14 protein-coding genes and 1 pseudogene are annotated in these 13,308 nt (G+C 70.8%); 10 read left to right on the top strand and 5 right to left on the bottom strand.

Features of this window, described 5'->3' with window-relative positions:
- Nucleotides 1-567 carry a cysteine hydrolase family protein gene (locus N8I87_RS32745; protein ID WP_411577314.1) on the top strand — a complete coding sequence of 189 codons (567 nt, stop codon included), beginning with the start codon at nt 1-3 and terminating at the stop codon, nt 565-567.
- A 56-nt stretch (nt 568-623) separates the two neighbouring features.
- Here N8I87_RS32745 and N8I87_RS32740 read toward each other — a convergent pair whose 3' ends face one another.
- Together N8I87_RS32740 and N8I87_RS32735 are read right to left on the bottom strand one after the other, a co-directional pair.
- On the bottom strand, nt 624-1,292 hold the full coding sequence (locus N8I87_RS32740) for an HAD family hydrolase (protein ID WP_263214120.1): 669 nt from the start codon (nt 1,290-1,292) through the stop codon (nt 624-626).
- A 5-nt stretch (nt 1,293-1,297) separates the two neighbouring features.
- Nucleotides 1,298-2,833 carry an FAD-dependent oxidoreductase gene (locus N8I87_RS32735; protein ID WP_263214117.1) on the bottom strand — a complete coding sequence of 512 codons (1,536 nt, stop codon included), beginning with the start codon at nt 2,831-2,833 and terminating at the stop codon, nt 1,298-1,300.
- A gap of 188 nt (nt 2,834-3,021) precedes the next feature.
- Here N8I87_RS32735 and N8I87_RS32730 point away from each other — a divergent pair, with 188 nt between their 5' ends.
- The 5 genes from N8I87_RS32730 (at nt 3,022) to N8I87_RS32710 (ending at nt 7,281) form a co-directional block, all read left to right on the top strand.
- On the top strand, nt 3,022-3,144 hold the full coding sequence (locus N8I87_RS32730; RefSeq protein WP_411577313.1) for a hypothetical protein: 123 nt from the start codon (nt 3,022-3,024) through the stop codon (nt 3,142-3,144).
- Nucleotides 3,145-3,282: 138 nt separating this feature from the next.
- Complete coding sequence (locus N8I87_RS32725; protein WP_263214115.1) at nt 3,283-3,810, top strand: hypothetical protein; 528 nt, start codon at nt 3,283-3,285, stop codon at nt 3,808-3,810.
- Between the two features lie 182 nt (nt 3,811-3,992).
- On the top strand, nt 3,993-4,319 hold the full coding sequence (locus N8I87_RS32720; RefSeq protein ID WP_263214113.1) for a plasmid stabilization protein: 327 nt from the start codon (nt 3,993-3,995) through the stop codon (nt 4,317-4,319).
- An 11-nt stretch (nt 4,320-4,330) separates the two neighbouring features.
- Nucleotides 4,331-6,790: a molybdopterin oxidoreductase family protein gene (locus tag N8I87_RS32715; protein ID WP_263214111.1), complete on the top strand. Its 2,460-nt coding sequence runs from the start codon at nt 4,331-4,333 to the stop codon at nt 6,788-6,790.
- On the top strand, nt 6,787-7,281 hold the full coding sequence (locus tag N8I87_RS32710) for a hypothetical protein (RefSeq protein ID WP_263214110.1): 495 nt from the start codon (nt 6,787-6,789) through the stop codon (nt 7,279-7,281). The genes N8I87_RS32715 and N8I87_RS32710 overlap by 4 nt, the downstream gene beginning before the upstream one ends.
- Nucleotides 7,282-7,365: 84 nt before the next feature.
- On the opposite strand, the gene N8I87_RS32705 is transcribed toward N8I87_RS32710, so the two are convergent.
- The gene (locus N8I87_RS32705) at nt 7,366-8,136 is read right to left on the bottom strand and encodes a GAF and ANTAR domain-containing protein (RefSeq protein WP_263214108.1); all 771 of its coding nucleotides are present in this window, start codon (nt 8,134-8,136) and stop codon (nt 7,366-7,368) included.
- A gap of 422 nt (nt 8,137-8,558) precedes the next feature.
- Nucleotides 8,559-8,792 carry a hypothetical protein gene (locus N8I87_RS32700; RefSeq protein ID WP_263214107.1) on the bottom strand — a complete coding sequence of 78 codons (234 nt, stop codon included), beginning with the start codon at nt 8,790-8,792 and terminating at the stop codon, nt 8,559-8,561.
- Between the two features lie 506 nt (nt 8,793-9,298).
- On the opposite strand from N8I87_RS32700, the gene N8I87_RS32695 reads away from it, so the two are divergent.
- Genes N8I87_RS32695 through N8I87_RS32685 form a run of 3 tightly spaced genes read left to right on the top strand, consistent with a single transcriptional unit; the run spans nt 9,299 to nt 11,182 of the window.
- Nucleotides 9,299-9,979, top strand: coding sequence for a HemK2/MTQ2 family protein methyltransferase (locus N8I87_RS32695; RefSeq protein ID WP_263214105.1), 681 nt, complete (start codon nt 9,299-9,301; stop codon nt 9,977-9,979).
- Nucleotides 9,963-10,184: a CDGSH iron-sulfur domain-containing protein gene (locus tag N8I87_RS32690; protein WP_263214103.1), complete on the top strand. Its 222-nt coding sequence runs from the start codon at nt 9,963-9,965 to the stop codon at nt 10,182-10,184. Before N8I87_RS32695 ends, N8I87_RS32690 begins: the two co-directional genes overlap by 17 nt.
- Nucleotides 10,181-11,182 carry an iron-containing redox enzyme family protein gene (locus N8I87_RS32685; protein WP_263214101.1) on the top strand — a complete coding sequence of 334 codons (1,002 nt, stop codon included), beginning with the start codon at nt 10,181-10,183 and terminating at the stop codon, nt 11,180-11,182. The genes N8I87_RS32690 and N8I87_RS32685 overlap by 4 nt, the downstream gene beginning before the upstream one ends.
- Here the strand turns inward: N8I87_RS32685 and N8I87_RS32680 are convergent.
- A pseudogene (locus tag N8I87_RS32680) lies at nt 11,130-11,363 on the bottom strand (hypothetical protein); the annotation flags it as partial. The gene N8I87_RS32685 and the pseudogene N8I87_RS32680 overlap by 53 nt on opposite strands.
- 343 nt (nt 11,364-11,706) lie before the next feature.
- Between N8I87_RS32680 and N8I87_RS32675 the strand changes: the two are divergent.
- The gene (locus N8I87_RS32675; RefSeq protein WP_263214099.1) at nt 11,707-12,921 is read left to right on the top strand and encodes a PP2C family protein-serine/threonine phosphatase; all 1,215 of its coding nucleotides are present in this window, start codon (nt 11,707-11,709) and stop codon (nt 12,919-12,921) included.
- The last annotated feature ends 387 nt before the right edge of the window (nt 12,922-13,308 follow it).

Below are 13,308 nucleotides of genomic sequence, written 5' to 3'. Positions count from 1 at the left end.
GTGCCCGGACCCGGAAAGACGGACCGCAGCGCGCTCGTCGTGATCGACATGATCAACACCTACGACCATGAGGACGCCGAGCTGCTGGCACCCGCCGCCGAGCGGGTCGTGCCCGTGCTGGCGGATCTGATCGGCCGGGCCCGGAACGCGGGCGTACCGGTGATCTACGCGAACGACAACTTCGGGCTCTGGCGCTCCCACCACGGGGAACTGGTCGATACCGCGCTGTCCCGCCCGCACGCCGGCCTGGTCGAGCCGATCCGGCCCGACGACGCGTCACTCTTCGTGGTGAAGGCCCGGCACTCGGTCTTCTACGACACCCCCATGTCCTATCTGCTGTGGCACCTGAACGTCCAAACGGTGGTCCTGACCGGTCAGGTCACCGAGCAGTGCGTCCTGTACTCCGCCCTGGACGCCCACATCCGTCATCTGGAGGTCACGGTGCCGAGAGACGCCGTCGCCTCGATCCATCCCCATCTTGCGGAAGCCGCGCTGGAGATGATGGAGCGGAACATGGGCGCCAGGATCGTCCTCGCGAAGGAAGTCGGCTTCCAGGATGCCCAGTGACCCGGCAGGTCAGTACGGAGCGCAGGCGCCCCTGCGCAGTGGACGTGACGACGGTGTCAGGCGAACGGACTGCGTGCCAGTTCGGCGAGCAGCTGGGCCGGGTCGGCGAAGACGGCGTCGGCGCCGGCCTCCTCCAGGTCCGCGCGGGGAATGCCGCCGCACAACAGCGCCACGCACCGCACGCCCGCACGGGTGCCCGCCCGCATGTCCCACACGGTGTCGCCGACGAAGACGGCGCGCTCCGCCGGTACGCCGGCCAGCTCGAGCGCCCGTTCGACGGGCTCGGGCGCCGGTTTGCCCTCGGAGACGTCGTCGGCGCTCGCTGTCGCCTCGATGGCGTCGTCCGCGTCTATCGCCCGCCGCAGAGCGGCGAGTTCGTCGTCGCTCGCCGAGGTGGCGAGGACGACCGTCCAGGCGTCGTCGGCCAGCCTTCGCAGCAGACGGCCCGCGTCCGGCAGCGCGGTCAGCCGCTCGAAGTACTGGGCGTAGAGGATCTTGTGCGCGGTGCTGAGGTCCTCCGCCTCGCCGGGGGCCAGGGCTGATTCTTCGCCCTCGCCGAGCAGATGGGCGACGAGGTCCTCGGAACCGAGCCCGACCGCACGGTGAATGGCGTGCGTCGGCACCCGGTGCCCGGCCCGGCGGAATGCCTCCCACCAGGTGACCACGTGCAGATGATTGGTGTCGACGAGGGTTCCGTCCACGTCGAACAGGGCTGCCCGTTCCATGACACTCAGACCTCTCGTTTCTCCAGCGGCCGCACTGCGGGACCCTGGAGGATGCGACCGTCGGGAGCGAAGCGGGAACCGTGGCACGGGCACTCCCACGCCTGCTCCGCGTGGTTGAAGGCGACGAGGCAGCCGAGGTGGGTGCAGCGGGCCGAGACGGCGTGGAGCTGACCGCTGTCGTCCCTTTGGACTGCGCACTGGTGGCCGCCCACGCGCAGGATTGCTCCGTCTCCGGGGGCGAGGTCCCCGGAGGTGGGTGCGGTGACGGGCGGCAGCCGGTCCCCGACGAAGTGCTTGGCCACGTGGGCCTGGTGCTTGAGGAAGGACATGCCTTCGCGGACCACGGAACCCAGTCGACGCGGGTCGTACAGGCCCGCCCATGCGACCTCCCGGCCCTCGACGAGGTCGGCGATCAGCAGGCCGGCCATGATGCCGCCGCTCAGGCCCCAGCCGCCGAACCCGGTGGCCACGTAGGTGTGGTGGCCGCCGGGGTGGAGGGGACCGACGAGGGGGACGGTGTCGGTGGAATCGTTGTCCTGGGTGGCCCAGCGGTGGGTGGGTGTCAGGTCGGGGAAGCGGTCGGTGGCCCAGGCGGCCAGCCGGGCGAGGCGTTCTTCGACGTCGGCTATGCCGGGGGCACCGGGGGTGAAGTGCTCGCCGGTGACGAGCAGCAGACGCTTCCCGTCGGTGCAGGGGGCGCTGCGCACGGACCGGGTGTTCTGCTCGGGCGTGATGTACATGTCGCGGGGCGCCGTGTTCGCGTCGACGGTCCCCGCGACGACCAGTTCGCGGCGTGGGGAGAGACGGGTGGAGAGCAGGGCCCGGTCGAAGACGGGGTAGTGGGTGGCGACGATGACCTCGCGTGCCCGCACCGACACTCCCGCGTCGGTCGCCAGGACGCAGGGTTCGCCTTCGGTGAGGCCGGTGACGCGCGTCCCCTCGTACACGGTGCCGCCGCGGCGACGCAGGTCGCCGGCCAGGGCACGCAGGTACTTCACGGGATGGAACTGCGCCTGGCCGGTCACCCGTACGGCGCCCGCCACCGGGTAGGGAAGCTCCGTTTCGGTGACGAACTCGGCCGGCAGGCCCGCCTCGCGCGCCGCCTCGGCTTCTGCCCGCAGCTGTGTCACGCGCTGCGGATTCTCCACGTATGTGCAGGCGGCCGCCTGCTCCCACTCGCACTCGATCTCCAGGTCGGCCACGATCTCGGCGGCCCGGCGGATCGCCGCGGACTGCGAGTCGGCATACAGCCGTGCGCCCTCGCGGCCACGGGTGCGGCGCAAGTGGTCGTAGACCAGGGTGTGCAGCGCGGTCAGCTTGGCCGTCGTGTGGCCGGTGACCCCGGCGGCGATCCGGTCCGCCTCCAGTACGGCCACTTCGTGGCCTCGCCGGGCCAGCTCCCAGGCGGTGCTGAGCCCCGCGACACCGCCGCCGATCACCGCGACCTCGACGGCGAGATCCCCGCACGGCGGGAGAGTGGGCTCGCCGCCCGGGGCGGTCTCGATCCAGTACGACCCGCGGAGTCCTTGCTCGGTGTTCATGGCCGCCGAGTTCCCGTCCTGCCGTGGTGACACGCACCGGCATGTTCGGGGTCGACCCGACATCCCCATCCCTTTCGGCCCGTTTCACCGGAATCGCGCGCGGGGACCCGGCACGAACCGGCACCACCCCGCTCAGCCGCCTTCCGGTCCGCGGACCGGAGCGGCGTGAAAGGAGCGGCCAGGCCCCGGTGAGGCGGTACAACCGAGCCCTGCGCGACCTGATCGCCGGAGGCCGGGCCGAGCCGGGCTTCATCGTCTCGCACGACGAGGGCTGGACCAAGGTGGTCCTGCACCCCGACGGCCACAGCTGAGGCAGACGGGTCGGACGGCTCCCGCCGGGAGCGGCGCCCGGTGGCCCTGTCCCCCGAAGCCGAAGGGCCGGACGGGCCCGTACGGGTACTCGTGCAACACCGCCGCACGTGGGCGGAGAGAAGCGAGAGGGACCGACCATGAAGACACCGATGCCGGGCACCCGCCCGCAGATCCACAGGGCCCGCACGGACCTGCTCGGGATCTACCTCAACGACCATCTGGCAGGTGCCACGGTCGGAGCCGGACGCTCCCGGTTCGCGGCCCGCTCGCATCGCGACCCGCCCTACGCGGAACCGCTGCGGCATCTCGCCGGCGAGATCGCCGAGGACCGCGCGAGCCTGCTGCGCATCATGCGGAGCCTGGGCGTGCCGCGGCGCCGCTACAAGGTCGCGGCATCCGGCGCGGCCGAGCGCCTGGGGCGTCTCAAGAGCAATGGGCGCCTCTGCAGGCGTTCACCTCTGACGCTGGTGATCGAACTTGAGTTCCTCCGGCTGGGGGTGAAGGGCAAGGAACTCGGCTGGCGCACGCTGCGTGCCCTGGCGGAGGCGGACGGCCGCATCGACGAGCAGGAGCTCGACGGACTGATCGCACGGGCCGTACGGCAGATGAACACGCTGGAGGAGCTGCGCGTCAGGGCGGTCCGGGAGGTGTTGCTCACCGGCTGACGCGCAGCGGAGGGTTCGCGGGTCGAACGGCAGCTTCGGGGAACTCGAAACGTTGACCTCAGCCCCCCCGACGGGAGAGGGGGAAGGACCGAAGGCGGCGGAGTGCCTCCGGACCAGCGATCCGATCACCCCTGAGGTAGCGGCGCCGTCCAGTCTCTTCGAGTACGGCAAGGAGGAGCAGCATGCCTGCCGGATCGAGTTCCAAGCGGGAACGACAGTACGAACACATCAAGAAGAGCGCCCAGGACCGGGGCGAGTCCGCCGGACGGGCCAAGGAGATCGCCGCGCGGACGGTCAACAAGGAGCGGGCGAGGTCCGGCGAGTCGAAGACCGCGAGCAAGACCTCGACCCGTGACCCCAAGTCCGCGTACCAGCGCGGCGGGCAGCGCTCGCACAGCGGTGCGCAGGGACCGACCAAGGACCAGCTCTACGAGGAGGCGAAGAAGCGCAATATCGACGGCCGCTCCTCGATGACCAAGAAGCAGCTGCAGAACGCCCTCGGCCGTTGAGGGTGAGGCCAATGCGGCCCAAGGTGGACCGGATAGCGCGGCCCTGGGGCGACCGCGCCCCCTACGGTCGCGGTGAAGCCTGGCCGGTGCGGGTCGACTCGTACCTCGAGCCCGGCACCACGGCAGACGCCGTGGAGCGCTGGGTCCCCACCGCCTCCCTGCTGCACTCCAACGGGGATGCCATGGAGGTCGCGGTCGCCCACGACCGGATCGTCGGGGTGCGCGGACGGCCCGCCGACCGGGTCAACCACGGCCGGCTCGGACCGAAGGACCTGTTCGGCTGGCAGGCCAACCATGCAAAGGACCGGCTGACCACTCCCCTGCTCCGGGACGGCGGCCGTCTGGTCCCTTGCGGCTGGGACACCGCCATGGACCGGATCGCCGACCGGACCAGGGAACTGCTGGACGAGAGCGGCCCCGGCGCCATCGGCTTCTACACCACCGGTCAGTTGTTCCTGGAGGAGTACTACACGCTGGCGGTGATCGCGCGCGCCGGCATCGGCACCAACCACCTCGACGGCAACACCCGCCTGTGCACCGCCACCGCGGCCGAGGCGCTGAAGGAGACCTTCGGCTGCGACGGCCAGCCCGCCTCCTACACGGACATCGACCACGCCGACGTCATCGCCCTGTTCGGGCACAACATGGCCGAGACGCAGCCCGTGCTGTGGATGCGGGTCCTGGACCGCCTGGCGGGCCCCGATCCGCCCCGTCTCGTGTGCGTCGACCCGCGTCCCACCCCGGTCGCCTGCCGCGCGGCCGTCCACCTCGCACCCCGCGCGGGTACCAACGTGGCTCTGCTCGACGCCCTGCTGCACGAGATCATCCGCACCGGACGGATCGACCGCGACTTCGTCGACGCGCACACCGTCGGCTTCGAGGAACTCGCCGAACGCGTCGCCGACACCACCCCGGACTGGGCCGCCCGCATCTGCGACGTGCCGACCCGGAAGATCACCGAGGCCGCCGAAATCCTCGGCGGCGCCGAGCGGCTGCTGTCCACCGTGCTCCAGGGCGTCTACCAGTCCCACCAGGCCACCGCCGCCGCGTGCCAGGTCAACAACCTCCAGCTGGTCCGCGGCATGCTCGGCCGCCCCGGCTGCGGGGTCCTGCAGATGAACGGCCAGCCCAGCGCCGAGAACACCCGCGAGTGCGGGGCCAATGGCGACCTGCCGGGCTTCCGCAACTGGGAGAACGACACCCACGTCGAGGACCTCGCGAGGATCTGGAACGTCGACCCCTCCCGCATCCCGCACTACGCCCCGCCCACCCCCGCCATGCAGATCTTCCGCTACGCCGAACAGGGCTCCCTCCACATGCTGTGGATCACCGGCACCAACCCTCTGGTCTCCCTCCCCGACCTCCACCGGATCCGGGAGATCCTCGGCCAGGCACGGCTCTTCACCGTCGTACAGGACCTGTACCTCACCGAGACCGCGCAACTCGCGGACGTGGTCCTGCCCGCGGCGACCTGGGCGGAGAAGACCGGCACGCTCACCAACGCCGACCGCACCGTCCACCTCTGCGAGAAGGCCGTCGACCCGCCGGGCGAGGCCCGCCCGGACCTGGACATCCTCCTCGACTACGCCCGCCGGATGGACTTCCGCGACACGGACGACCGCCCGCTGATCGGCTGGCACGACGCCGAGTCGGCGTTCGAGGCGTGGCAGGAGTGCAGCCGCGGCAGGCCCTGCGACTACACCGGGATCACATACGACCGGCTGCGCGACGCCGGTGGTATCCAGTGGCCCTGCACCGAGGCCGCCCCGGACGGCACCGAACGGCTCTACACCGACGGCATCTCCTGGGCGGCCCCCGACGACTGCGAGACCTACGGCAGGGACCTGCTGACCGGCGCGGCCGTCTCCGAGACCGAGTACCGCGCCCTCAACCCCGACGGCAAGGCGGTACTCAAGGCCGCCGAATACGTCCCGCCCCACGAGAGGACCGACGAGACCTTTCCCCTCCAGCTGATCACCGGCCGGACCCTCTACCACTTCCACACCCGCACCAAGACCGCCCGCACCCCGCAACTGAACGCCGCCGCTCCGGAGGTGTGGGTGGAGGTCTCCGCCGCCGAGGCGCTGCGGCACGATGTGGCCGAGGGCGATCTGGTCGAGGTCACGAGCCCGCGCGGCTCGGTGCGCGGCCGGCTGCGGATCACCGGCATCCGCGACGGCATGGTGTTCCTGCCGTTCCACTACGGCTACTGGGACACTCCCGAAGGCCACCGCCCCGGCACCAACGGGGGCCGTGCCGCCAACGAGACGACGGTCACCGACTGGGATCCCGTCTCCAAGCAGCCGTTGTTCAAGACCGCCGCCGCCCGCCTGACCCTCGTCGAACACGGCGACGGAACCGGCAGCCCGGCTCCGACCACGACTGCGTCCGCCCCGGCGGACCCGCGGCACATCCCGCCGACAGCGGGTGGCCCAGCGGCCGTGGCCGGCCAGAGTGGAGGCGAACCGTGACCGGCATCCAGATCGTCCTGCGCACCCTGCACGACGGCGAACGCGCCCTGGAACGGGAACTCCTCGCCGCAGCCGACCGCCATCGCGTCGAGCACGAGTTCCACCACGTCGCCAGGGACATCGCCCGCTGGTCCCACGAACACGCCGAACGCATCGCCCACGCCGCCGAACCGCACGACCTGCATCTACCCGGCCCCACGGACCAACCGGAGGCCGCCCCTCCTATGGCGACCGTACGCGAGCCCCTCGGCCGAACCCTTGGCCGGCAGCCCAATCCCGGTCTGCTCCTGCTGCGGGACCTGCGTGACTTGCACCTCGCCGCCACCGAGAACTCACTGAGCTGGGAGATGCTCGCCCAGGTCGCACAGGCCGCCGGGGACGCCGAACTGCTCGACCTCGCCGCCGCCTGTCACCCTCGAACCCTGCGCCAGTTGCGCTGGACCAACACCATGATCAAGACGCTGTCACCGCAACTGCTCGCAAGCCTGTGAGCCGGAGCAGGGCCGCCGTTCGGTCCGGTCCGCCGGTGCAGGTGTGGGCGCGGTTGTGCGGGGGACTTGGTGGGCAAGCCGGTTTCAGCAGCGTTCCCCTGGGGACTGGCCCGGCCCAGGCTTCTCTGGTTCAGCCGAAGTGCCGGAGGAGCCGCTAACCCGGGGGCCCGACAGGGTGCCCGCCTCGCAGACCCGGCGCGCGACCTCGCGGAGCTTGATGTTGTTCTCCTGGGAGTAACGGCGCAGCACGTCGAACGCCTCCTCCTCGGTGAGGTGGTGACTGCCCATGACGATGCCCATGGCCTCGCCGATGGCGTGACGGGTGGCGAGGGCCCCTTCCAGCTGGGCGTGGGTACGGGCGGCGGAGAAGGCGACCGCCGCGTGGGAGGCCAGCAGCCATCCCGCCAGCTCACTGGCCTCGGTGAACGCGCCGGGCTCGCGGGAGTAGAGGTTCAGCGCGCCGAGGTCTTCCTCCTCGGTGAACAGCAGGAAGCCCATCATGCTGCCGACGCCGAGCTTGCGTGCCTGGGGCGCGTAGGCGGGCCAGCGCTGGTGTTCGGTGGTGAGGTCGGCGATGCGGAAGACCCGATCACCCTGCGAGGTACGAGCGGCGTCGTAGCACGGCCCTTCCCCCAGCCCGTGCTGCAGCCGGTCGCTGTCGACAACCAGCTGATGGGTGGGGGCGAGCGTCTCCACCTGCGCGTCGTGCAGCACGAGGATCCCGGCCGCGTCACAGCCGTCGACCAGTTCGGTGGCCGACGCGGTGATCCGCCGCAGTGTGGCATCGACCGAGTCCTGTGCCAGAAGATCCCGCGCCATCGACGCCATCTGCTCCGCGAACCGACCCCAGTCCACGTCGTCCTCCGCCACTCGTCACGTCTGGACAAGCCTCATACCCAGCTTTTCACGCGAGGCTCGCGATCACATCGCAGACGGATACCCGTGACGGGCCGGAAGATGACTCCGGGTGCTGCTGGAATCCGGTGGCACAGGCGGACGGCAGACAGGCGGACCGCCAGACCGAAGATCAAGCCGCTTGGGTCGGCAGTCCGGATGAAGTACAGAACGGGACCTCGGGTCGGCTGCAGAGCAGCCTCGATCAAGCCCCGCGATCCAGGTCGTAACCTTCCCGCCGGCCGGAACACTCAACATGAGGGGTGGAAAAAGCCGAGACCCCGGGAGCCCAGGACCTCGGCTTCGGGCCCTGGTTCTGCCTTCGAGCCGCCGAGAGCGTGGGCCGGACGGGCCTGAAGAGAGGCTCCTGTCCGTATGCGAAATCAGCCGCTCAAGCGGCTGCGCAGCAGTGCCTTCCCCAGTTCTGCGCCCTTACGGCTGTCAGCCTGCGCCTTGGTGAACAACTCGACCAGTTGCTCGTCCTTGGCCCGCTCGGCGTCCTTGATGTAGGTGTCCAGCCGAAGGGTGTTCTCCAGGCAGCTCTCGACGTACCAGAGAAGGTCGTAGTCCTTGTCCTGGGTTCCGGTGATGCTTCCGGTCTCTGTGGCGCTGGCCATCGTCTCATCACTCCGTTCCGTTGTGTCGAAGCGGGCGCTCAGCCCGCCCTTGTCGTCCGGACTGGTCGTCGAGTACCCCCGTGGCACACGACGCACCATGGGAGGCCGGTGACGATGGCAATCGACCCGCGACCGGTGCGGCACGCCAGAGGCGATGCCTGGATGTCGAAGTGAGGCGGGATGGAGACCCGCCCACCCCGGACCGTGGGGTGCCCGCCCGGAGCCACGGCTGCCCGGGGCGGCGACGGCGCCGTGGTGCGGCTCGGCGGACACCGATGCACCGGCCACCGCGACGAGAGCGGACAGTTCCAAGGGGCCCACCATGAGGCCGTTGGAGAAGCGTGACCTGTGACGCGGCGCGGGGTTTCCGGCCTGAGCGGAGGGAAACCCGGTCCGCGCACCTTCGATACCCAGAACCTCCCCGGCATCGGAGTGCTCGTGCAGGCACGCGTGATCGGCTGCGAGATCTCCGGCGCAGAGGCGGAGGTCCGGCTGAGGAGGACACCGTGACAGCCGCCCCTCTCACCGCCGCCCGGCCGCTCCGCTGCTGGGTCCCCCGAGGCGTGTACGCCCCTCAGGCTGATACCCGGCTGCTGGGGCGGGCGCTGTGCCGGGAACGGATCACGGAGAAGACGGACGTGTTGGAGCTGGGCACCGGCAGCGGCGTGCTCGCGGTGGCGGCGGCCCGGCTCGGCGGCCGGGTAACCGCGGTCGACATCTCCTGGCGGGCCGTCGTCGTAGCTTGGATCAACGCATTGCTCAACGGGCAGCGCCTGCGGGTGCGCCACGGCGACCTGACGACGGCGGTGCCCGGCGGCCGACGCTTCGACCTGGTGATCGCCAACCCGCCCTACGTGCCCGCCCCGAGCGGCGCGCCGCCCAGGGGCTTCGCCAGGGCCTGGGACGCGGGCACGGACGGTCGCCTTCTGATCGACCGCATCTGCGACACCGCGCCGAAAGTCCTGCGGCCGGCGGGAACGCTTCTGATCGTGCACTCGCACCTGTGTGGCACCGGCGCCACGCTCACCCGCCTGGCCGCCGCAGGGCTGCGCGCCCAGGTCGTCGACCGGACCCGGCTGCCCTTCGGACGGGTCCTGCGCTCCCGCCTCGACTGGCTGCGCGAACGCGGGCTGGCAGCCGACGGCACATTCGAGGAACTGGTGGTGATCCGTGCCGAACTCGCCTGAGCGGCCCTGCCGCATTCGTGTCCAGCGCGACGGCCCCCTCCTCGTCGAGGGCCCGGTCGAGGTTGTGGGTGAGGACGGCGAGGTGTCGTCGTCGAATCGTTTCCTGGTGGCCGTCTGCACGTGCCGTCGCAGCCGGATCTTCCCCTGGTGCGACACCAGCCACCGCTGCCGCGGCAAGCGCCCCGGTGAAGGCGATGCCCCATGACCGGTCGCCTTTCTCCGCCGTTGCCCGAGCCCCGCGGTCCGCTGTCAGCCGCTGTGACAGCCGCCCTGCGCGGTGGGGATCCGGCGAGCGCGCCATCCCCGGCGCACTGCGCCCCATACGGCGACGATCTCCAACTCGCCCTCTACACCCTCTACGAACTCCACTACCGCAGCTTCGAGGGCGTCCCCGACAACCTGGAATGGAACAGCGGACTGCTGAACGTCCGCGCTGCCCTGGAGGACCGTTTCCTGAACGCGCTCCGCACCGACGTGCCCGTGGCCGGCGCCGGCACCGCCACGCGGGCGCTGGCCGAACTCCAGGTCGAACCGGCCACGGACCCCGAGGACAGCGTCTCCCACTTCCTCCAGGCCGAAGGCACCCTCCAGCACCTGCGGGAGTACGCCACACTGCGCTCGCTCTACCACCTCAAGGAGGCCGACCCGCACGCCTGGGTCATCCCACGGCTGCACGGGCGCGCCAAGGCGGCCATGGTCGCCGTCGAGTACGACGAGTTCGGGGCCGGACGTGCCGACGAGATCCACGCGGAACTCTTCGCCGCCCTCATGGCGGACCTCGGCCTGGACACGGCGTACGGCCGGTACGTCGACGCCGCACCGGCCGAGGCCCTCGCCACCGTCAACCTGATGTCCCTGCTCGGTCTGCACCGCTCGCTGCGCGCCGCACTCGTCGGGCACTTCGCCGCCGTGGAAGTGACGTCGTCCCCGGCCTCGCGCCGCCTGGCCGAGGCGATGCGCCGCACAGGCGCAGGCCCCGCGGCCGTACGCTTCTACACCGAACACATCGAAGCCGACGCCGTCCACGAACAGGTCGTACGGCGTGACGTCGTAGGCGGACTCCTGGAGAGCGAGCCGCACCTGGACACCGACGTGGTGTTCGGAATCCTCGCCACCACATTCCTGGAGGACCGCCTGGCCGCCAGGCTCCTCAGGGCCTGGCGCGAGGGAGCCACGGCGCTGCGCGCAGACAAAGCGCCCTGACTCCCGACCGCCCCTTCTCGGCCCCTTGATACAGCTGGTCCTTGGTCTGCCCTCCCACTCCGCCGTGCGAGCGTTGGCCGCCGCGCTGGGATGCCGCCTTCGGGTCACGGCGTGAGGTCTTGGACTCGCCCGACCTGGCCCGTTCCTTGTTGACCGTGCGTGCCGCAACCTCTCGTACCTTCCAGCAGCTCACCCGGTTGTGCAGTACCCTTCCGGGCGGTCGGGGCCCGTTTGCCGAACGACTCCTGCACCGCCGCGACCTGCGGCGGCGGCGCACGTACGCGACGCGAGCGGCCGTCACCGCACCTCGCGGAACCTCGGGCATACTGAAACCTCCTGCTGGGCATCCACCGCGCCACGGCACTGCGCGTGGCAGCGCCGCCGCCCCAACTGCTCCGCGTTCTCCAGATCACCGGAGCCGATGCCGTACCGGACGTACGGGAAACCGTCGAGGACGCGGTCTCGGGCTGAGCCGACCCGGGTACTCGGCCGGTGTCGCATACGGTGCGGCACCGGAGCAAACCATGTCGACCCCTGCAAACAGCGGACGAATGCTGCGTGAGCTGATGCAGGCGGCTCACCTGGCGACTCTCGACGACCTGCCCGGCCTCATCGCCTCGCACGCGGCGCGCGTCGGTCTGCGGGACGTCGCCGTCTTCGCGGTGGATCTTCAGGAGAAGGCACTACGGCAGCTCACGGGCCGTGGAGACGACGCGGGCGACGGCGGTGAACGGCTGAACATCGACACGACCGTGCCCGGCCGCGCCTACCAACGCGTCGCGATGGTCGCCGAAGCCGCTCACGAGGGGCGTCGGCGCTGGTGGGTCCCGGTGACCGACGGCGTCGCACGGATCGGTGTCCTGCGGGCGGACACGGCCGACGGCGATCGGGAAGACCTTCGGCTGGACCTTCGCGATCTGGCCTCGCTGGTGGCGTTGCTGCTGCTGAGCAAGCGGTCCTTCAGCGACTCCTTCGCCCGGCTGGTGCGGACGGAGCCCATGGACGTGGCCGCGGAGCTGCAGTGGAACCTGATGCCGCCGTCCGCCTACGCAGGGCGTGAGGTGACCCTGGGCGCCATGATCGAGCCGGCCTACGAGGTGGGCGGTGACGCCTTCGACTACGCCGTCAGCGGCAGCGCACTGCACCTGTCCGTCTTCGACGCCATGGGACACGACACCACCGCCGGAATGACCACCACCCTGGCCGTCGCGGCCTCGCGCGCCGCCCGGCGCCAGGGCGCTTCGCTCGTCGAGACCAGCCAGGCCATCGAGGACCTGCTGACCTCCCACTTCGGCGCCAGCCGCTACGTCACCGGCATCCTCGCCGACCTCGATCTCGACAAGGGAACACTGACCTGGATCAACCGCGGGCACCACCTGCCACTTGTGATCCGCGACGGCCGGTGGGCCTTCGAGCTGTCCTGCCCGCCCGCCGCCCCGATGGGCACCGGACTCGACCTGCCCGTCACCGTGCGCCACCACCAGCTGCAGCCCGGCGACCGGCTCCTCCTGTACACCGACGGCATCGTCGAGGCCCGGGACGTGGAGGGACGCGAATTCGGCCGGGACCGCTTCGTCGACTTCATCGTCCGACACCACTCCGGCCACCAGACGCTCCACGAGACCCTGCGCCGACTGATGCACGCGGTCGTCGAACACCACGCGGGCCGTCTCGACGACGACGCGACCGTGCTCCTCGCGGAGTGGCGCGCCGGCCAACAGGACCGGCTCATGCCATGACCCGCAGCGCGCCCCGCCGGACTCGAACCGGGTTTCACGCCGGGCCCGTTGGACACTCGGGACGAGAAGAGCAACGGAGACGACAAGGTCGCATGGACCAGACCTCAACAGGTCTGAGCCAGAAGGAAGATGAGCCGGCGTGACCACGCAAGCCAGTAGTCCGATCGTCGTTCACCGAGCCGAGACCGGCTGGGCGCGGGCGCGTCGCCTGCGCGGGCGAGGCGTACGGGCCTGCGCACGCGCGACGCTCACAACAACTCGGCGCAGCTGCGGCAGGGGAGCGACTGGAACGTCGTACGAGGCGAGGGCTGACCGCCCTCGCACGCGCGCCGGTAGTGCTCTGCCACGCCGTCGCACACACGGTCAGGGCGCCGGTTCGTACGCACC

Origin of the sequence: Streptomyces sp. HUAS 15-9 (assembly GCF_025642155.1) — a bacterium.
In the GTDB taxonomy this organism is placed as follows: Bacteria; Actinomycetota; Actinomycetes; order Streptomycetales; family Streptomycetaceae; genus Streptomyces.
Note: the sequence above shows the minus strand (reverse complement) of the source record. Positions and strands in the feature narration are given on the sequence as shown.